This window comes from Klebsiella sp. CN_Kp113 (genome assembly GCF_040064585.1).
Lineage (GTDB): Bacteria > Pseudomonadota > Gammaproteobacteria > Enterobacterales > Enterobacteriaceae > Klebsiella > Klebsiella michiganensis.
This window is the reverse complement of record NZ_JBEAID010000017.1, coordinates 226130-246309: the sequence shown is the minus strand read 5'-3', so window position 1 is coordinate 246309 and position 20180 is coordinate 226130. Positions and strand designations below refer to the sequence as shown.

The window sequence follows — 20180 nt, the reverse complement described above, 5'->3', positions numbered from 1 at the left end:
TTCTTATGATAGACGTTATCTGCGGATTGCTCTGCCAGCCAAGCCACAGAGTCGCGAAATATTCTCCACCGCTTTCATCTCTGTAAGTGTGTGAAAGGCTGTTTTGACGTTGGCGTTTGGGCTATGCTATGCCGATCTGAGATAACACATCCATTGGCTACATTTTGTAGCTGTATTGAAAACAGGACCACTGGCTGCCATGCAAGAGCAATACCGCCCGGAAGAGATAGAATCAAAAGTCCAGCAACACTGGGACGAGAAGCGTACCTTTGAAGTTACCGAAGACGAGAGCAAAGAGAAGTATTACTGCCTGTCGATGCTTCCCTATCCTTCTGGTCGACTACACATGGGCCACGTGCGCAACTATACCATCGGCGACGTGATTTCCCGTTACCAGCGTATGTTGGGCAAAAATGTTCTGCAGCCTATCGGCTGGGATGCGTTTGGTCTGCCTGCGGAAGGCGCCGCGGTGAAAAACAACACCGCTCCGGCCCCGTGGACCTACGACAATATCGCCTACATGAAAAACCAGCTGAAAAAGCTGGGCTTCGGCTATGACTGGAGCCGTGAAGTGGCAACCTGCACCCCGGAATACTACCGCTGGGAGCAGAAGTTCTTCACCGAGCTGTATAAAAAGGGGCTGGTCTATAAAAAAACCTCCGCGGTAAACTGGTGCCCGAACGATCAGACCGTTCTGGCGAATGAACAGGTTATCGACGGCTGCTGCTGGCGCTGCGACACGAAAGTTGAGCGTAAAGAGATCCCGCAGTGGTTTATCAAAATCACCGCCTACGCTGACGAGCTGCTGAACGATCTGGATGACCTGGATCACTGGCCTGATACCGTTAAAACCATGCAGCGCAACTGGATTGGCCGCTCCGAAGGCGTCGAAATCTCCTTCGACGTTAACGACTACGCCGACAAGCTGACCGTTTATACCACCCGCCCGGACACCTTTATGGGCTGTACCTACCTGGCCGTCGCTGCGGGCCACCCGCTGGCGCAGCAGGCAGCAGCCAATAACCCCGCGCTGGCGACGTTTATCGACGAATGCCGTAATACCAAAGTTGCCGAAGCCGAAATGGCAACCATGGAGAAAAAAGGCGTCGATACTGGCTACAAAGCGATTCATCCGCTGACCGGCGAAGCGATCCCGGTATGGGCGGCAAACTTTGTGCTGATGGAGTACGGCACCGGCGCGGTGATGGCCGTTCCGGGTCACGATCAGCGCGACTACGAGTTTGCCAGCAAGTACGGTCTCAACATCAAGCCGGTCATCCTGGCCGCTGATGGCTCCGAACCCGATCTCTCCGAACAGGCGCTGACCGAAAAAGGCGTGCTGTTCAACTCCGGCGAATTCGACGGTCTGGATCACGAAGCTGGCTTTAATGCCATCGCGGATAAGCTCGCGTCTCTTGGCGTCGGCGAACGTAAAGTGAACTACCGTCTGCGCGACTGGGGCGTTTCCCGTCAGCGCTACTGGGGTGCGCCGATCCCAATGGTGACCCTTGAAGACGGTACCGTGATGCCGACGCCGGAAGATCAGCTGCCGGTTATTCTGCCGGAAGACGTTGTGATGGACGGCATCACCAGCCCAATCAAAGCCGATCCTGAGTGGGCGAAAACCACCGTTAACGGCCAGCCGGCACTGCGCGAAACCGATACGTTTGACACCTTTATGGAGTCTTCCTGGTACTACGCGCGCTACACCTGCCCGCAGTATGACCAGGGTATGCTCGACCCCGAAGCGGCCAACTACTGGCTGCCGGTCGATATCTATATCGGCGGTATCGAACACGCCATTATGCACCTGCTCTATTTCCGCTTCTTCCACAAGCTGATGCGCGACGCGGGCATGGTGAACTCTGACGAACCGGCTAAACAGCTGCTTTGCCAGGGCATGGTGCTGGCAGATGCCTTCTACTATGTTGGCGAAAACGGCGAGCGTAACTGGGTCTCTCCGAAAGAGGCGACCACCGAGCGCGACGAGAAAGGACGTATCGTTAAAGCCTTCGATCCGCAGGGTCGCGAGCTGGTCTATACCGGCATGAGCAAGATGTCCAAGTCGAAAAACAACGGCATCGACCCGCAGGAGATGGTGGAACGCTACGGCGCGGACACCGTGCGTCTGTTTATGATGTTCGCTTCTCCGGCCGACATGACGCTGGAGTGGCAGGAATCCGGCGTGGAAGGTGCGAACCGCTTCCTGAAACGCGTCTGGAAACTGGTTTACGAACACACTACCCTGGGTGAAGCCCCTGCGCTGGACGTTGCCAGCCTCAGCGAAGATCAAAAAGCGCTGCGCCGCGACGTGCACAAAACCATCGCGAAAGTGACCGATGACATCGGCCGTCGTCAGACCTTCAACACCGCGATTGCGGCGATTATGGAGCTGATGAACAAGCTGGCGAAAGCGCCGCAGGAAAACGATCAGGATCGCGCGCTGATGCGTGAGGCCCTGCTGGCCGTGGTTCGCATGCTCAACCCGTTCACCCCGCACGCCAGCTTTACCCTGTGGCAGGAGCTGGGCGGCGAAGGCGATATTGACAACACGCCGTGGCCGGTCGCTGATGAAAGCGCAATGGTTGAAGACACGACTCTGGTCGTGGTCCAGGTAAATGGTAAAGTTCGTGGTAAAATTACCGTTGCGGTGGATGCAACTGAAGAGCAGGTTCGTGAGCGCGCGGGTCAGGAGCATCTGGTCGCGAAATATCTCGACGGTGTGACCGTACGTAAAGTGATCTACGTTCCGGGTAAACTGCTCAATCTGGTCGTTGGCTAAGCGCAGGAGGAAGCGTGCGATATCTGGCAACATTGTTGTTATCTTTGGCGGTGTTAATCACCGCCGGTTGCGGCTGGCACCTGCGTAGCACTACGCAGGTTCCGACCGCAATGAAAACCATGATCTTCCAGTCGGGCGATCCCAATGGACCATTAAGTCGTGCTGTCCGTAATCAGCTGCGTCTGAACGGCGTTGAACTGGTCGATAGCAGTACCCTGCGCAAGGATATTCCTTCCCTGCGTCTGGAGACATCGTCCATTCAGAAAGATACAGCATCTATTTTCCAGGACGGCCGTACTGCGGAATATCAGATGGTGATGACGGTAAATGCCAGCGTCCTGATCCCAGGCCATGATATCTATCCCATCACGACCAAAGTCTACCGCTCGTTCTTCGATAACCCGCAGGCGGCGTTAGCGAAAGATGCCGAGCAGGACATGATCGTTCAGGAAATGTACGACAAAGCCGCGGAGCAGCTGATCCGTAAGCTGCCGAGCGTACACGTTGCGGATGTCGAAGCCACCAAAGAGGATGAGAAGCCGGTCACGACGACCCCAGCCGCTTCAACCTCCGGCAATCGCGTCTCCACCACGCTGGGTAACTGATGATTCGGTTGTACCCGGAACAGCTCCGCGCGCAGCTCACTGAAGGGCTGCGCGCGGCCTATCTGCTGCTTGGCAACGATCCGCTGCTGTTGCAGGAAAGCCAGGACGCCATCCGCGAAGCCGCGGCCGCCCAAGGCTTTATCGAACATCACACCGCCACCGTTGATGCCAGTACCGACTGGCCTGCCCTGTTCTCGTTAAGCCAGGCCATGAGCCTGTTTTCCAGCCGCCAGACGCTGCTGCTCATCCTGCCCGATAATGGCCCTAATGCGGCAATTAACGAACAGCTCGCGACGCTTGTCGGCATGCTGCATGAAGATTTATTGCTCATCGTTCGCGGTAATAAGCTGACGAAAGCGCAGGAGAACGCCGCATGGATGACGGCGCTGACCAGCCGGGCGGTGCAGGTAAGCTGCCAGACGCTGGAATATGCCCAGCTGCCGCGCTGGCTCGCCGCGCGCGCAAAGCAGAATAATCTGCAGCTTGATGACGCGGCCAGTCAGCTGCTGTGCTACTGCTATGAAGGTAATCTTCTGGCGCTGGCGCAGGCTCTGGAGCGTCTGTCGCTGCTGTGGCCGGACGGTAAACTGACGCTGCCGCGGGTTGAGCAGGCGGTGAATGATGCCGCGCATTTCACCCCCTATCACTGGGTTGATGCGCTGCTGGCCGGGAAAAGTAAGCGCGTACTCCACGTTCTGCAACAGCTGCGTCAGGAAGGCAGCGAGCCCGCTATCCTGCTGCGCACCCTACAGCGCGAGCTGCTGCTGCTGGTCAACCTGAAGCGGCAGTCGGCCCATACGCCGCTGCGTTCGCTGTTTGACAAACATCGCGTGTGGCAGAACCGCCGCCAGCTGGTTAGCGATGCGCTGGCCCGCCTCAGCGCCGACCAGCTGCGCCAGGCCGTGACGTTGCTGACCCGTGCCGAACTCACCTTCAAGCAGGATTACGGGCACTCCGTATGGCCCGAGCTGGAAAGTCTCTCTTTATTGCTCTGCCATAAAGCGCTGGCAGACGTTTTTATTGATGGTTGATATGACTCAGTTACTGGCAATGTACGGCGGCACCTTCGATCCGGTGCATTATGGTCACCTTAAACCGGTGGAAATTCTGGCCAACCAGATTGGCCTTAATCAAGTCACCATCGTGCCCAACAACGTGCCGCCGCACCGCCCGCAGCCCGAAGCCACCAGCGACCAACGCAGGCATATGCTGGAGCTGGCCATCGCGGATAAGCCGCTGTTTATCCTCGACGATCGCGAACTCAAGCGCGACACGCCGTCATACTCCGCGCAAACCCTGCGCGAGTGGCGCCAGGAGCAAGGGCCAAAACGGTCGCTGGCGTTTATTATTGGCCAGGATTCGCTGCTCACCTTTACCACCTGGCACGACTATGAAAGCATTCTTGATAACGTGCATCTGATCGTTTGCCGGCGCCCGGGCTATCCGCTGACCATGGCGTGCGAGCAGGATCAGCAGTGGCTGGACAAACATCTCACTCATGACGTAGAGCGGATGCATAGCAGCCCGGCGGGGGTTATCTACCTGGCCGAAACGCCGTGGTTTGATATCTCAGCCACCCTGATTCGCCAGCGTCTTGAATCCGGCGAATCCTGCGCGGACATGCTGCCGGAAACCGTACTCGACTATATCCATGAGCAGAAGCTCTACTGCTAGCCTTGCCACAAGGAGAGTCTCATAGACTCCTTTCGAGAGGGTCATCATGAAGTTATGGTTAGTTCGTCATGGCGAAACCGAGGCCAACGTCGCGGGCCTCTATAGCGGGCATGCGCCCACTGCGTTAACCGAGCGCGGAATCAAACAAGCGCAAACGCTGGGAAAGCGGCTGCGGGCCGTTCCGTTTCAGCGCGCGTTTTGCAGTGAGCTTGAGCGCACCCAGCACACGGCCAGCCTCCTGCTGGGCGACCGTGACGTCCCCCGCCAGTCCTTCGCCGCGCTCAATGAAATGTTCTTCGGCGACTGGGAAATGCGCCACCACCGCGATTTACAGCAGGAAGATGCCGAAAACTACGCCGCATGGTGCGCCGACTGGCAGCACGCGGCGCCCACCAACGGGGAGGGCTTCCAGGCGTTTGCCGAACGCGTCCGCGGCTTTACCGTCACCCTCTCTCAGTTTCGGGAACTTGACCATCTGCTTATCGTCGGTCATCAGGGCGTGCTTAGCCTCTTAGTCGCGCAACTTCTGAACATGCCGGATTCGGCGATGTGGCACTTCCCCATCGAGCATGGCGCGTGGAGCCTTGTCGATCTCCAGCCTGATTTCACCACGCTGCGCGTACTAAATAGCCGGGCCGTTTGGCTGGCGGAAGAAGAATTGCGCGCAGACCATTGACAGTGCAAAGCAGGCTGTTATTCTCCGCAGCCAGGCTGCATCCGCCATTTGAACTTTGCAGAAATTGTTTTACAAAAATGGCGATGCAATCATCGGCGATGGATGGGATGATAGCCGCCTTCACCGCCCGTTTATCGACATTTATCCCGACTTTGCCAACAGTTCGGGTATACTGTCAGGCTGTTTATTGTTATCACTCTTCACACACCCAGGGGGAACTCTTGCAGGGTAAAGCACTCCAGGATTTTGTTATCGACAAAATTGATGACCTGAAAGGTCAGGACATCGTAGCCATTGACGTTCATGGCAAATCCAGCATTACAGATTGCATGGTTATCTGCACAGGCACTTCCACGCGCCATGTTATGTCCATTGCCGACCACGTTGTGCAGGAGTCTCGCGCCGCCGGGATGCTGCCGCTGGGCGTTGAAGGCGAAGCCGCCGCGGACTGGATCGTGGTCGATCTCGGCGACGTTATGGTTCACGTTATGCAGGAAGAGAGCCGTCGTCTGTACGAGCTGGAAAAACTCTGGAGTTAGCGCGTGAAGCTGCACCTGGTAGCCGTTGGCACCAAAATGCCGGACTGGGTTCAGACCGGCTTTAGCGAATATCTGCGCCGTTTTCCAAAGGATATGCCGTTCGAACTGGTGGAAATTCCCGCCGGTAAACGCGGCAAAAACGCCGACATCAAGCGCATTCTCGAAAAAGAAGGTGAAATGATGCTGGCGGCTGCAGGCAAAAACCGCATCGTCACCCTGGATATTCCGGGGAAACCTTGGGATACGCCGCAGCTGGCGCGCGAACTGGAACGCTGGAAACAGGATGGCCGCGACGTTAGCCTGCTTATCGGCGGCCCGGAAGGCCTTTCACCCGCCTGCAAAGCGGCGGCGGAACAAAGTTGGTCGCTCTCAACGCTCACCCTACCTCACCCGCTGGTCCGCGTACTGGTGGCCGAGAGTCTGTATCGGGCGTGGAGCATTACCTCCAACCACCCTTACCACCGTGAGTAATGATGACCAGGGTAGACTAAGCAGCGAATGAAATTACAGAATTCTTTCCGCGACTATACGGCTGAATCCTCGCTGTTCGTGCGCCGGGCGCTGGTCGCTTTTTTGGGGATTTTGCTGCTTACCGGCGTACTGATCGCCAACCTTTATAACGTGCAAATTGTGCGTTACACCGACTATCAAACGCGTTCAAACGAAAACCGCATCAAGCTGGTCCCGATTCCGCCGAGCCGCGGCATTATCTACGATCGCAACGGCACGCCGCTGGCGCTCAACCGTACGATTTACCAGCTGGAGATGATGCCGGAGAAGGTCGACAACGTTCAGCAAACGCTGGATGCGCTGCGCGATGTTATCGACCTCACCGATGACGATGTGGCGAACTTTAAAAAAGAGCGCGCCCGCTCGCACCGCTTTACCTCTATTCCGGTGAAAGTTAACCTCAGCGAAGTGCAGGTCGCCCGTTTCGCAGTGAACCAGTACCGTTTTCCCGGCGTGGAAGTCAAAGGCTATAAGCGCCGCTACTATCCCTATAACTCCGCCCTGACCCACGTTATCGGCTACGTCTCTAAAATTAACGATAAAGACGTCGATCGCCTGGATAAAGAGGGGAAGCTGGCTAACTACGCCTCCACGCACGATATCGGCAAGCTGGGCATCGAGCGCTATTACGAAGATGTCCTGCACGGGCAAACCGGCTATGAAGAGGTTGAAGTGAACAACCGCGGCCGCGTGATTCGCCAGCTGAAAGAGGTCCCGCCGCAGGCCGGGCGCGATATCTATTTAACGCTCGACCTGAAGCTACAGCAGTACATTGAAACGCTGCTGGCCGGCAGCCGCGCGGCGGTCGTGGTCACCGACCCGCGCACCGGCGCAATCCTCGCGCTGGTCTCGACGCCAAGCTACGATCCCAACCTGTTCGTTGACGGTATTTCCAGCAAAGACTACTCCGGACTCCTCAACGATCCCAATACGCCGCTGGTTAACCGCGCGACTCAGGGCGTTTACCCACCGGCGTCGACGGTTAAGCCATACGTGGCCGTCTCGGCGCTCAGCGCCGGGGTTATTACCCGCAACACCAGCCTGTTTGACCCCGGCTGGTGGCAGCTTCCCGGCTCGGATAAACGCTACCGCGACTGGAAAAAGTGGGGCCACGGCCATCTGAACGTCACCAAAGCGCTGGAGGAGTCGGCCGACACCTACTTCTACCAGGTCGCCTACGACATGGGCATCGATCGCCTGTCGGAGTGGATGGGCAAATTCGGCTATGGCCACTATACCGGCGTTGACCTGGCGGAAGAGCGCTCCGGCAATATGCCGACCCGCGAATGGAAGCTCAAGCGCTTCAAGAAACCGTGGTACCAGGGCGATACTATCCCGGTCGGCATCGGACAGGGCTACTGGACGGCGACGCCTATCCAGATGAACAAGGCGCTGATGATCCTGATTAACGACGGCGTGGTTAAAGTACCGCACCTGCTGCAGAGCACGGTGGAGGACGGCAAACCGGTGCCGTGGGTTCAGCCGCATGAACCGCCGGTCGGCGATATTCACTCCGGTTTTTGGGAAATCGCCAAAGACGGGATGTTTGGCGTAGCCAACCGCGGCAACGGTACCGCGCATAAATACTTCGCCAGCGCGCCGTATAAAATTGCGGCCAAATCGGGTACCGCTCAGGTCTTCGGCCTGAAAGCCAATGAAACCTATAACGCGCACAGAATCGCTGAACGCCTGCGTGACCATAAACTGATGACGGCGTTTGCCCCTTACAACAACCCCCAGGTTGCCGTGGCGATTATTCTTGAGAACGGCGGCGCAGGTCCGGCAGTCGGTACCATTATGCGTCAGATTCTCGATCATATAATGCTGGGTGATAACAACACCAATCTGCCGAGTGAAAACCCGGCGGTAACGGCTGGGGAGGATCAATAATGACTGATAATCCGAATAAAAAATCGCTATGGGATAAAATCCACCTCGACCCCACCATGCTGCTTATCCTGCTGGCGCTGCTGACCTACAGCGCGCTGGTGATCTGGAGCGCCAGCGGTCAGGACATGGGCATGATGGAGCGCAAAATCGGCCAGATCGCCATGGGGATTGTTATCATGATCGTCATGGCGCAAATCCCGCCGCGGGTCTATGAAGGCTGGGCGCCCTATCTCTATATCTTCTGTATTATCCTGCTGGTGGCGGTTGACGCCTTCGGCGCCATCTCCAAAGGGGCGCAGCGCTGGCTGGATCTCGGCATCGTCCGTTTCCAGCCGTCGGAAATAGCCAAAATAGCCGTACCGCTGATGGTGGCGCGCTTTATCAACCGCGACGTTTGCCCGCCATCGCTGAAAAATACCGCTATCGCGCTGGTGCTGATTTTCCTGCCTACGCTGCTGGTCGCCGCGCAGCCTGACCTCGGGACCTCGATTCTGGTCGCCCTGTCCGGTCTGTTTGTCCTCTTTCTGTCTGGCCTGAGCTGGCGTCTGATTGGTATTGCCGTGGTGCTGGTCGCCGCCTTTATTCCCATCCTCTGGTTCTTCCTGATGCATGATTATCAGCGCCAGCGCGTAATGATGCTGCTCGACCCGGAAACCGATCCGCTCGGCGCGGGTTACCACATTATTCAGTCAAAAATCGCCATCGGCTCCGGCGGACTGCGCGGAAAAGGCTGGCTACACGGAACCCAGTCGCAGCTGGAGTTTCTGCCTGAGCGCCATACCGACTTTATCTTTGCCGTCCTGGCGGAAGAGCTGGGGCTGATCGGCGTGCTGATTCTGCTGGCGCTCTATATTCTGCTGATTATGCGCGGGTTGTGGATTGCCGCCCAGGCGCAAACCACCTTTGGCCGGGTGATGGCCGGTGGTTTAATGTTGATTTTATTCGTTTATGTCTTCGTAAATATTGGTATGGTAAGTGGTATTTTACCGGTGGTGGGGGTACCTTTGCCGCTGGTCAGCTACGGGGGCTCTGCCCTAATCGTATTGATGGCCGGGTTTGGTATCGTCATGTCGATCCATACTCACAGAAAAATGTTGTCGAAAAGCGTGTAAGGGGTTCGCGATGCGTAAGCAATGGCTGGGGATCTGCATAGCAGCAGGGCTGCTGGCGGCATGTTCGAGTGAAGACGTTCAACAGAAAACGGTCAGCACTCCACAGCCGGCCGTTTGCAATGGCCCAACGGTGGAGATTAGCGGCGCCGATCCGCAGTACGAAACGCCTAACGCCACGGCGAATCAGGATTATGAACGCGACGGCAAAAGCTACAAAATCGTCCAGGATCCGACTAACTTCACCCAGGCAGGCTTCGCAGCCATCTACGACGCCGAGCCTAACAGCAATCTGACCGCATCGGGAGAAGCGTTCGATCCCACGCAGCTTACCGCGGCCCATCCTACGCTGCCGATCCCAAGCTACGCGCGGATCACCAACCTGGCGAACGGCCGCATGATCGTCGTGCGCATCAACGATCGCGGGCCTTACGGTAACGATCGCGTGATTTCACTGTCCCGCGCCTCAGCCGATCGTCTGAATACCTCGAACAATACCAAAGTGCGCATCGACCCGATCGTCGTCGCACCGGACGGCTCGCTTTCCGGTCCGGGTATGGCCTGTACCACCGTAGCCAAACAGACCTACGCGCTGCCCGCCCGCCCGAATCTTGACGGCGACAGCGGCGCGGCAATGAGTCAACCCGCGCAAACTGACGTGCACGCCATCAGTAATTCAACGCTGAAGCCGGAAGACGCCACCGGCGCGCCGGTCAACAGCGGCGGTTTCCTCGGCGCCCCGACGCCGCTGAATAATGGCGTGCTGGAAGGCAGCGAGCCTGTCGTTCAAAGCGCGCCGGTGACCGCCCCGGGTTCAGTACAAGGCAGCGTTGCACCCGCCGTGGCCGCCACCGCTGCCGTAGCGCCTGCCGCAGCGGCCAGCGCCAGCGGCGATTTCGTCGTACAGGTCGGCGCCGTCAGCGACCAGGCCCGCGCGCAGCAGTACCAGCAGCGTCTGAGTCAGCAATTTTCCGTCCCGGGCCGCGTCACGCAAAACGGCGCGGTATGGCGTATTCAGCTCGGCCCATTCAGCAGCAAAGCGCAGGCCAGCACGATTCAACAGCGTCTGCAAAGCGAAGCTCAGCTGCAGTCATTTATTACTCGCGCCAACTAAAGGCATCGCACCCGCCTCCCCTGCTCGTTGCGCATGACAAAGTCATTAACAAAGTCGTGCGCAATGTCGGATGCTGGTTCGTAGTGCGTTTGTTATAGTAAGGCACTTTTTTTAACTCCATCACGGATGCCGTTGTTCAGACCATGAAGACCTCTTTTACCGCTCGCTTACTCGTTACGGCGCTCTCCGTGGCAGCGCTGTCCTCCGCTGCCCGCGCCGATGACCTGAATATCAAAACGATGATCCCAGGCGCCCCGCAGATTGACGCCGAATCCTGGATTCTTATTGATTACAACTCAGGCAAAGTCCTGGCAGAAAACAACGCCGACTCCCGCCGCGACCCGGCGAGCCTGACCAAAATGATGACCAGCTACGTGATTGGTCAGGCCATGAAAGCGGGCAAGTTTAAAGAGTCCGATCTGGTCACCGTGGGTAACGACGCGTGGGCGACCGGCAACCCGGTCTTTAAAGGCTCCTCGCTGATGTTCCTTAAACCGGGTATGCAAGTGCCGGTTTCGCAGCTGATCCGCGGCATCAACCTGCAGTCCGGCAACGACGCCTGCGTGGCGATGGCCGACTACGTCGCCGGCAGCCAGGATGCCTTCGTCAGCCTGATGAACAACTACGTTAACGCCCTTGGTCTGAAAAACACCCACTTCCAGACCGTACACGGCCTGGATGCCGATGGTCAGTTCAGCTCCGCGCGCGACATGGCGCTTATCGGCCAGGCGCTGATCCGCGATGTCCCGAATGAATACACCATCTATAAAGAAAAAGAGTTTACCTTCAACGGTATTCGTCAGCTCAACCGCAACGGGCTGCTGTGGGATAACAGCCTGAACGTCGACGGGATTAAAACCGGCCATACTGACAAAGCGGGCTATAACCTCGTGGCGTCGGCAACCGAAGGCCAGATGCGCCTGATCTCCGCCGTGATGGGCGGGCGCACCTACAAAGGCCGCGAGTCTGAAAGCAAAAAGCTGCTGACCTGGGGCTTCCGCTTCTTTGAAACCGTTAATCCGATTAAAGCCGGTAAAGAGTTCGCTTCTGAGCCCGCCTGGTTTGGCGATACCGATCGCGCCTCGCTCGGCGTGGATAAAGATGTTTATCTGACTATCCCGCGCGGTCGCATGAAAGATCTGAAAGCCAGCTACGTGCTGAATAACGCTGAGCTGCACGCGCCGCTGCAGAAAAATCAGGTGGTAGGCACCATTAACTTCCAGCTGGATGGCAAAACGATCGATCAGCGCCCGCTGGTCGTACTGCAGGAAATCCCGGAAGGCAATTTCTTCGGTAAAATCATTGATTACATTAAATTAATGTTCCATCACTGGTTTGGTTAAAAATCGACCACTTGAAAGTGTGATTTACATCCCCATATACTAGGTATCCTGATAACTCCCACACGTCGTGGGAGTTATTATTTTTTGTTGTAACACCGGAGCTGACATGAAAACCAAACTTAACGAACTGCTTGAATTCCCTACACCATTTACTTACAAAGTAATGGGACAGGCGTTGCCGGAGCTGGTTGACCAGGTGGTTGAAGTGGTACAGCGCCATGCACCAGGTGATTACTCTCCGACGGTAAAACCCAGCAGCAAAGGCAACTACCACTCTGTCTCTATTACCATCAATGCAACCCATATTGAGCAGGTAGAAACCCTCTACGAAGAGCTGGGCAATATTGAAATCGTTCGGATGGTGCTGTAAATCTCTTCCCCTGACCCGGCATCCACGCCGGGTCATTCTCGCTTTCTCGCTGTGATATACTGCCCCACTCAAATCATTCTCTCTCTGCGGAGACGTTGTTTTGCAGCACAATAAAATCCTCATCCGCCAGCTCGGCCTGCAACCTTACGAACCTGTCTCGCAGGCAATGCATGAGTTTACCGACACCCGCGACGATGCCACGCTGGATGAAATCTGGCTGGTAGAGCATTACCCGGTGTTCACACAGGGTCAGGCCGGAAAGGCCGAACATGTTCTGGTTCCCGGCGAGATCCCGGTTATTCAGAGCGATCGCGGCGGACAGGTCACCTATCATGGTCCCGGACAGCAGGTGATGTACGTTCTGCTGAACCTGAAACGGCGCAAGCTGGGCGTACGTGAGCTGGTTACGCTGTTAGAGCAAACCGTTGTGAATACCCTGGCGGAGTACGGTATTGAATCGCACCCGCGAGCAGACGCCCCCGGCGTCTACGTGGGCGATCGAAAAATCTGCTCCCTGGGTTTGCGCATCCGCAAAGGCTGCTCATTTCACGGCCTGGCGCTGAATATCAACATGGATCTGTCACCGTTCCTGAGGATTAACCCCTGCGGTTATGCCGGAATGGAGATGACCCAGATGCGCCAGTGGCTGCCCGATGCCCGTACGGAGACCGTGTCCCCACGCCTGGCCGCCAATCTGCTGGCGTTGCTCAACGATCCACCCGCGGAATATCTTCAAGGCCGCTAGCCATCACGTCCCGCTACCGCGGGACGTCACATTTATCCCTCAGGCGCGATTAAGCCTTTATTTTTGCAATCAATTATCACTAATAAAATAATTGTGGCCGCTATAATGGTGCTAATCATCACTAGCGGAAATACAGAGTGGAAGAAAATAACGCTCAGCGCGTACCAACCGAACGAGTTGACGATCGCTACGATCGGCAGATGTTTCGCATTTTGCGCAACATAGACCTCAATTTACTCACTATTTTTGAAGCTGTTTACGTCCATAACGGTATCGTTAACGCGGCAAAAATACTGAATATCACGCCGTCGGCGATTAGTCAGTCCCTGAACAAACTGCGTGCCCTCTTCCCTGACCCGCTCTTTATTCGCAAGGGCCAGGGCGTGACGCCAACGGCCTACGCCACGCATCTGCATAAGCATATCAGCCAGGGGATGGAGGCGTTTCTCAACGCCCTGGATTTAACCGGCAATACGCAGCGGGAACGGGTAATAACCGTTGCCACCTCCCCGGCTATCGGCGCGTTGATCATGCCGGTTATCACCAAAAAGCTGCGGAGCGTCTTTCCCCAGATTTTGCTGCACAACGTCGCCATTACCGACGCGGCCAGCCAGTTAAACCAGCGTCAGGTTGACCTGCTGGTCGATAGCTTCCCCCACAGCGGGCAGGCGATTACGCACCATGTGCTATTTCAGGATAGCGTACATATCTTCTGCCGGGCAGGGCATCCGGTCCTCGCGCTCCCCGCAAACTCAGCAAACCTGAGCCAATATGAATTCGCTCTCCTGCAGCCCGAAGGCCAGCGCTATACGACAATCCTGCGTCACCTGGAGGAGCATCTCGGCGAACGCCGCTATGGTTTCAGCAGCTACAATCTGTTAACTCAAGCAGCCCTGGTCAACGACAGCGATATGCTGGGGCTAATCACTTCCGGAATGTTTTCCCTGGTCGAGAAGATTTGGCCCTTAAAAATGCTCGATTTCCCGCCGCTGCGGGAAGAAAAAATTGATATTGCGCTGCACTATAACAAGCTCAGCGCGCAGGAGCCCTTGCTGAAAGAGATCGTAGAGACAATTCGTCAGGCTTTTTAGCCGATAAGGCACGAGAGGGAAAAGCATAAAACAACAACTATTTTACAATTTGCCCGGCCAGCAGGCTGCTTTATGCCCCGTATCAATGATATACTGCCTGCGTTTAATTCAAAAATAGTTGATAAATGCAACATTTACTTGAATTGATTCGCTTTCCTTCGTCACTCGCAACTGGAACACGCACGCTATGAGTAAACCCATTGTGATGGAACGCGGTGTAAAATACCGCGATGCCGATAAAATGGCCCTTATCCCGGTGAAAAACGTGGCAACTGAGCGTGAAGCTCTGCTCAGAAAACCGGAATGGATGAAAATCAAACTTCCGGCTGACTCGTCCCGTATCCAGGGGATCAAGGCAGCGATGCGTAAGAACGGCCTGCACTCCGTGTGCGAAGAAGCCTCTTGCCCTAACCTCGCGGAATGTTTTAACCACGGAACGGCAACCTTTATGATCCTGGGCGCCATCTGTACCCGTCGTTGCCCGTTCTGCGATGTTGCCCACGGTCGCCCGGTGACGCCGGACGCCAACGAACCGCAAAAGCTGGCGCAAACCATCGCCGATATGGCGCTGCGCTATGTGGTGGTGACTTCCGTGGATCGCGACGATCTGCGCGATGGCGGCGCTCAGCACTTTGCCGACTGCATCAGCGCGATTCGCGAAAAAAGCCCGACGATTAAAATTGAAACCCTGGTGCCGGACTTCCGCGGCCGTATGGATCGTGCGCTGGAAATCCTTCAGGCGACGCCGCCGGACGTGTTTAACCATAACCTGGAAAACGTGCCGCGCCTGTATCGCCAGGTCCGCCCGGGGGCCGACTACAACTGGTCCCTGAAGCTGCTGGAACGTTTTAAAGAAGCCCACCCGGAGATCCCGACGAAATCGGGCCTGATGGTGGGTTTAGGCGAAACCAATGCTGAAATCGTAGAAGTGATGCGCGATCTGCGCCGCCACGGCGTCACCATGCTGACGTTAGGCCAGTATTTACAGCCGAGCCGCCACCACCTGCCGGTACAGCGCTACGTCAGCCCGGATGAGTTCGAAGAGATGAAAGCCGAAGCGATGGCCATGGGCTTTACCCATGCTGCCTGCGGGCCGTTCGTTCGTTCCTCCTATCATGCCGATCTACAGGCCAAAGGCATGGAAGTGAAGTAATCTCTGCCTCGACCGCGGCGTGATATTTTTAGCGCAGCGGTCCGTTCTGCCGATGCGTTTCGTTACCCGCTAAAAATCCCACTCCGGTAACAGTTGGTTGCATCTTTTTCGTCAAAACCCAGTGCAAATAACAAAAGAGGCCGCAGCGCTATCGCTGCAGCCTCTTTGCCGACGCGGTTTATCCCCGCCGGTAGCGAGCCCCCTCGTTCAGGAAACTCGTCGCGAATTACTCTTTATGAGAGAGCTTCTGTGCCGGCGCTTCTTCAGCACTGGTCTTTTTCGCACTGTCATCGTCATCGTTCATGGCTTTTTTAAAGCCTTTGATAGCCGAGCCCAGGTCTCCACCCAGCGTGCGTAACTTTTTGGTACCAAACACCAGGATAATCAGCGCTGCGACTACCAGCAGTTTGGTAATACTAATCTCACCCATAGCTAACCTTCTTCTCTAATACAAGCTGCGAATACGCCATCATACACGCATACAATTAACGGCTATTTGACGCGCGGACACAATAGCAATCTGTAACAAGGTGAATCAAGCCTTGTTTAAAAAAACGTCATAATAATTGCGGTGGCGCAAAGCGGCGATTCTGCAACACCGGCAGACGCTCGCGTACCTGCTGAATATAATCAGCTGAAAGTTCGGCAAAAATCAACTGCGGCCGCTCTCCTGCCCCGGCAAGCGTTGTTCCTAAGGGATCGACAATACGACTCTGGCCGATATTACGCGTCCCGCACTCCCCGGCGGCGACAATATAACAGGTAGTATCCAGGGCCCGCGCCGCCAATAGCGTCGCCCAGTGGTGCTCCTTCAGCGGCCCTTTTACCCACGCGGCGGGCAACACGATGAGCTGCGCACCGCTGAGCGCTAACGACAGCGCCAGCTCAGGGAAACGTAAATCGTAGCAGGTCATCAGCCCGACGCGCATCCCATCCACCTCGATAAGCGGCGGAATCTGCCGCCCGGCATCGACCAGCCGGGACTCCTGGATATTGAAAGCATCATATAGATGCAGTTTCTGATATTGCGCAATAATCCTGCCCTGACGTAGCGCCACCAGCGTATTCGCTGCCCGTCCTTCGCCGGAAGGAATATGCAGGGTCAGCACCGTCGTCAACGCGCTGTTTTCGCTCTCTGCCAGCAAGAGCCGTAGAAAGCCGCCATCAAGGCGCTGGGCGGATTTAACCGATAAGTCCGCATCGCTATCGTCTCGCGCCAGCAGCGCTTCCGGGAGAACCAGAAGCGCAGCCCCCCGCTCCGCGGCCTGACGCATCATGCTCACGCAGGTCTGCGCGTTTTCCGTCCAGTCCGGCGTTACGGCAAATTGTCCGGCAGCAACAAGCATCTTTTCTCTCCCGTCAGGTTAGTCATAGCCAGTGAGGTCTTTCGCGCGCTACACTCGAAGTTTAGTCTCGATCAATAAACAGGGAATGACCGTGTTGCAACTCCTTTTGGCTGTGTTTCTTGGCGGCGGCACCGGCAGCGTTTTGCGCTGGTGGCTGGGTATGAAGTTTAACCCTATGCATCATGCTATCCCCATTGGTACGCTCACCGCTAACCTGCTGGGCGCTTTTATTATCGGCGCAGGGCTGGCATGGTTTAACCGCCTGACGGATATCGATCCTATGTGGAAGCTGCTTATCACCACCGGCTTTTGCGGCGGGCTGACCACCTTCTCCACGTTTTCCGCCGAAGTGGTGTTTCTACTCCAGCAGGGGCGCTTTAGCTGGGCGTTACTCAACGTACTGGTCAACTTGTTAGGCTCATTTGCCATGACGGCCGCCGCGTTCTGGCTGTTTTCACATGCGGCCAGCCGCTAGCCCCTGACCGCAGGCAAAAAAAAACCCGCCATGAGCGGGTTTTTATATTCTACTGACGCGTTGCTTAGATAGGCATTACGTTTGCAGCAGAAGGGCCTTTGGCACCGTTAGTGATTTCGAACTCTACGCGCTGACCTTCAGCCAGAGTTTTGAAACCGTTGGACTGGATTGCAGAGAAATGTACGAATACATCTTTGCTGCCATCTTCCGGAGTAATGAAACCGAATCCTTTGGACTCATTAAACCACTTAACGTTACCTTTAATCTTAGACATCAAAATTACCTTTATATGAAAAAATCGACACTAATACTGTGTCGGGTATCAGTACACCAATTGTGGTACCTTTTGTCCAGCGCAACTTTGCTAAAAAGTGATAAAAGTCTCTATCTTTTTGCACCGGGCTCAAGTTAGTCATTGTTTTTCAACAAGACAGTCCGCTTATCTCTTTTATTGCTATAAAAAATCGCATCAAAACTGAATGCGCGCCCAGGCAAAGTAAACGTTTCCGTTGTTATAGGTGCCCGGGATATAGGTCATCTGGAACGTGGCCAGGCCGTAACCGATAGAAGCCAGAGGCAGCACGACCGGAATCGGGATGTAGTTCCAGTTATCGCGCGCCGTCACGCCAAGCGTATAGCCTAAACCCAGATGGAAATTATCGTCTGCTAAGGGACGCCAGGTTTTCTCCCAGCCATAGCCGCCGATAGGCTCCCACTTATTATAAGAGTCTTTAAAGGCCATCAAATAGATGCCATGCCAGTTCCCTTTATCATCCCAGCGCGAGACGCCGAAGCCGGCGCCCCAGGGACGTTCGTTGTAGCGGTCTGTTTTCTCTTTGTCATAGGCGAAACGGGCGTGCCAGGTCACCGCGGGGATATAAAGATCATAGTGCTCAGGCTCATTCCAGGTCTGCGCGACGTTATCGCTCAGCGTATTGTAGCCGTCGCGAAGCGTCGAACTAAACGATGCATTAGCGGAGGTGGATGATAGCAGCAGGCTCAGGCATCCCAGAAACAACCCTATAAATCGACGTCGCATTACACTTTTCTCTTACCAGTATCATTTTTAAAGCGGAGTAAGATAACAAAGATAATCTTAATACTACCTTAACGGTATTAGGCAAACTCTTGATTTATCCGGTGCAAAAAATCTGAAAATCTCTCGCGCCCAGGCTTTGACCAGGCGGGCATATTACTGCCTGACAGGGATTCTCATCGATTTATTGATTTGCGTCAGCGAGTTTTGCCCGTTTTTTAGGCACATTCCCTCACTAAATTTTTTCTTCGCTTCATTTATTAGTAGATTCTTTGGGTTAATGGTTTAGGGGTAAAAGAATGCTTACGCTAGTAGAGATCCTGATTGGGATTGTGGTCATTGTGGGCGTCGCCCGCTATATCATTAAAGGCTATTCCGCCACCGGCGTGCTGTTCGTCGGTGGCTTAGTATTACTCATCGCCAGCGCGCTGATGGGGCATAAGGTTTTACCAGGCGACGCAAAGAGCACCGGTTATTCAGCAACCGATATCGTTGAATATATTAAGATACTGCTGATGAGCCGCGGCGGCGACCTCGGCATGATGATCATGATGCTCTGCGGTTTCGCGACTTATATGACGCACATCGGCGCCAATGACATGGTGGTGAAGCTGGCGTCAAAACCGCTGCGCTTCATTAACTCCCCCTATCTACTGATGATCGCCGCTTATTTCGTTGCCTGCCTGATGTCGCTGGCCGTCTCCTCCGCTACCGGTCTGGGAGTACTGCTGATGGCGACACTGTTCCCGGTGATGGTCAATGTGGGCATCAGCCGCGGCGCTGCCGCCGCTATCTGCGCTTCTCCGGCGGCGATTATTCTCTCCCCCACTTCCGGGGATGTCGTGCTGGCCGCCAAAGCCGCCGAAATGCCGCTGATTGACTTTGCCTTTAAAACCACGCTGCCTATTTCTATTGTGGCCATTATCAGCATGGCGATCGCTCACTTTTTCTGGCAGCGCTACCTGGATAAAAAAGAAAACGTCGCCCATGAAATGCTCGATGTAAACGAGATAACCACGACCGCCCCCGCTTTCTACGCCATTCTGCCGTTTACGCCGATAATCGGCGTACTGATTTTCGACGGAAAATGGGGCCCGGAGCTGCACATCATCACCATTCTTGTGCTCTGCATGCTGCTGGCGGCGGTTCTGGAATTCTGCCGCGGCTTTAACACCAAAAATGTGTTCAATGGCCTGGAAGCGGCGTATCGCGGCATGGCTGACGCGTTTGCCGGTGTGGTGATGCTGCTGGTAGCCGCCGGCGTCTTTGCTCAGGGTCTGAGTACCATTGGCTTTATTAACGGTCTGATCTCTATCGCCACGTCGTTCGGCTCCGCCAGTATCATTCTGATGCTGGTGCTGGTCATTCTGACCATGCTGGCGGCGATGACCACCGGTTCCGGTAACGCCCCCTTCTATGCTTTCGTTGAGATGATCCCGAAGCTGGCGCACTCTTCCGGCATCAATCCGGCTTATCTCTCGATCCCGATGCTGCAGGCATCTAACCTTGGCCGAACCATTTCTCCGGTCTCCGGCGTGGTGGTCGCCGTGGCCGGGATGGCAAAAATTTCGCCGTTCGAAGTGGTGAAACGGACCTCTGTCCCGGTGCTGGTTGGTTTGTTAGTGGTGATTATCGCCACCGAAGTTCTGGTTCCCGGCAGCGCAATCCGCTAACGCTGAAACCGTGTGAAAAGGCGCCTGTTGGCGCCTTTTTTATGCTTTA

General features: G+C 55.6%; 21 protein-coding genes. 17 read left to right on the top strand and 4 right to left on the bottom strand.

Going from position 1 to position 20180, the window contains the following annotated elements:
• Positions 1-199 precede the first annotated feature (199 nt).
• The 15 genes from leuS (at position 200) to lipA (ending at position 15601) form a co-directional block, all read left to right on the top strand.
• Positions 200-2782, top strand: coding sequence for a leucine--tRNA ligase (gene leuS, locus ABLV30_RS09540; RefSeq protein WP_265801488.1), 2583 nt, complete (start codon positions 200-202; stop codon positions 2780-2782).
• A 14-nt stretch (positions 2783-2796) separates the two neighbouring features.
• Positions 2797-3387, top strand: coding sequence for an LPS assembly lipoprotein LptE (gene lptE, locus ABLV30_RS09535; protein WP_004130425.1), 591 nt, complete (start codon positions 2797-2799; stop codon positions 3385-3387).
• A complete protein-coding gene (holA, locus tag ABLV30_RS09530; RefSeq protein WP_265801490.1) occupies positions 3387-4418 on the top strand; it encodes a DNA polymerase III subunit delta in 1032 nt (343 codons plus the stop codon). Before lptE ends, holA begins: the two co-directional genes overlap by 1 nt.
• On the top strand, positions 4411-5061 hold the full coding sequence (nadD, locus tag ABLV30_RS09525; RefSeq protein ID WP_004848799.1) for a nicotinate-nucleotide adenylyltransferase: 651 nt from the start codon (positions 4411-4413) through the stop codon (positions 5059-5061). The genes holA and nadD overlap by 8 nt, the downstream gene beginning before the upstream one ends.
• A gap of 46 nt (positions 5062-5107) precedes the next feature.
• On the top strand, positions 5108-5737 hold the full coding sequence (locus tag ABLV30_RS09520) for an adenosylcobalamin/alpha-ribazole phosphatase (RefSeq protein WP_064358430.1): 630 nt from the start codon (positions 5108-5110) through the stop codon (positions 5735-5737).
• Positions 5738-5958: 221 nt separating this feature from the next.
• Positions 5959-6276, top strand: a complete 318-nt coding sequence (gene rsfS, locus ABLV30_RS09515) for a ribosome silencing factor (protein WP_004100162.1) — start codon at positions 5959-5961, stop codon at positions 6274-6276.
• Between the two features lie 3 nt (positions 6277-6279).
• On the top strand, positions 6280-6747 hold the full coding sequence (gene rlmH, locus ABLV30_RS09510) for a 23S rRNA (pseudouridine(1915)-N(3))-methyltransferase RlmH (protein WP_348865595.1): 468 nt from the start codon (positions 6280-6282) through the stop codon (positions 6745-6747).
• 27 nt (positions 6748-6774) lie between these two features.
• Complete coding sequence (gene mrdA / locus ABLV30_RS09505) at positions 6775-8676, top strand: peptidoglycan DD-transpeptidase MrdA (protein WP_004130417.1); 1902 nt, start codon at positions 6775-6777, stop codon at positions 8674-8676.
• The gene (gene mrdB, locus ABLV30_RS09500) at positions 8676-9788 is read left to right on the top strand and encodes a peptidoglycan glycosyltransferase MrdB (RefSeq protein ID WP_004100156.1); all 1113 of its coding nucleotides are present in this window, start codon (positions 8676-8678) and stop codon (positions 9786-9788) included. The genes mrdA and mrdB overlap by 1 nt, the downstream gene beginning before the upstream one ends.
• 10 nt (positions 9789-9798) lie before the next feature.
• Complete coding sequence (rlpA, locus tag ABLV30_RS09495) at positions 9799-10899, top strand: endolytic peptidoglycan transglycosylase RlpA (protein ID WP_348865594.1); 1101 nt, start codon at positions 9799-9801, stop codon at positions 10897-10899.
• A gap of 143 nt (positions 10900-11042) precedes the next feature.
• Entirely contained in the window at positions 11043-12242 is a 1200-nt protein-coding gene (gene dacA, locus ABLV30_RS09490; RefSeq protein WP_014228398.1) for a D-alanyl-D-alanine carboxypeptidase DacA, read from the top strand.
• 106 nt (positions 12243-12348) lie between these two features.
• The gene (gene ybeD / locus ABLV30_RS09485; protein ID WP_004100153.1) at positions 12349-12612 is read left to right on the top strand and encodes a DUF493 family protein YbeD; all 264 of its coding nucleotides are present in this window, start codon (positions 12349-12351) and stop codon (positions 12610-12612) included.
• A 100-nt stretch (positions 12613-12712) separates the two neighbouring features.
• Positions 12713-13357 (top strand): lipoyl(octanoyl) transferase LipB, encoded by a 645-nt coding sequence (lipB, locus tag ABLV30_RS09480; RefSeq protein ID WP_014228397.1) that lies wholly within the window; start codon positions 12713-12715, stop codon positions 13355-13357.
• A 137-nt stretch (positions 13358-13494) separates the two neighbouring features.
• Complete coding sequence (locus tag ABLV30_RS09475) at positions 13495-14448, top strand: YbeF family transcriptional regulator (RefSeq protein WP_049079605.1); 954 nt, start codon at positions 13495-13497, stop codon at positions 14446-14448.
• Between the two features lie 187 nt (positions 14449-14635).
• The gene (gene lipA / locus ABLV30_RS09470) at positions 14636-15601 is read left to right on the top strand and encodes a lipoyl synthase (RefSeq protein WP_004848774.1); all 966 of its coding nucleotides are present in this window, start codon (positions 14636-14638) and stop codon (positions 15599-15601) included.
• Positions 15602-15827: 226 nt separating this feature from the next.
• Here the strand turns inward: lipA and tatE are convergent, their stop codons facing one another.
• Together tatE and ABLV30_RS09460 are read right to left on the bottom strand one after the other, a co-directional pair.
• Positions 15828-16031 carry a twin-arginine translocase subunit TatE gene (gene tatE / locus ABLV30_RS09465; RefSeq protein WP_004130411.1) on the bottom strand — a complete coding sequence of 68 codons (204 nt, stop codon included), beginning with the start codon at positions 16029-16031 and terminating at the stop codon, positions 15828-15830.
• Positions 16032-16158: 127 nt separating this feature from the next.
• Positions 16159-16947 (bottom strand): deaminated glutathione amidase, encoded by a 789-nt coding sequence (locus ABLV30_RS09460; protein ID WP_048261236.1) that lies wholly within the window; start codon positions 16945-16947, stop codon positions 16159-16161.
• 91 nt (positions 16948-17038) lie between these two features.
• On the opposite strand from ABLV30_RS09460, the gene crcB reads away from it, so the two are divergent.
• Positions 17039-17422, top strand: coding sequence for a fluoride efflux transporter CrcB (gene crcB / locus ABLV30_RS09455; protein ID WP_024358815.1), 384 nt, complete (start codon positions 17039-17041; stop codon positions 17420-17422).
• Between the two features lie 64 nt (positions 17423-17486).
• Here crcB and cspE read toward each other — a convergent pair whose 3' ends face one another.
• Both cspE and pagP read right to left on the bottom strand, forming a co-directional pair.
• On the bottom strand, positions 17487-17696 hold the full coding sequence (gene cspE / locus ABLV30_RS09450; RefSeq protein ID WP_004100146.1) for a transcription antiterminator/RNA stability regulator CspE: 210 nt from the start codon (positions 17694-17696) through the stop codon (positions 17487-17489).
• Positions 17697-17891: 195 nt separating this feature from the next.
• Positions 17892-18461 (bottom strand): lipid IV(A) palmitoyltransferase PagP, encoded by a 570-nt coding sequence (gene pagP / locus ABLV30_RS09445; RefSeq protein WP_265801495.1) that lies wholly within the window; start codon positions 18459-18461, stop codon positions 17892-17894.
• A 296-nt stretch (positions 18462-18757) separates the two neighbouring features.
• Between pagP and dcuC the strand changes: the two genes are divergently transcribed.
• Complete coding sequence (gene dcuC, locus ABLV30_RS09440) at positions 18758-20131, top strand: anaerobic C4-dicarboxylate transporter DcuC (RefSeq protein WP_014228392.1); 1374 nt, start codon at positions 18758-18760, stop codon at positions 20129-20131.
• Positions 20132-20180 lie beyond the last annotated feature (49 nt).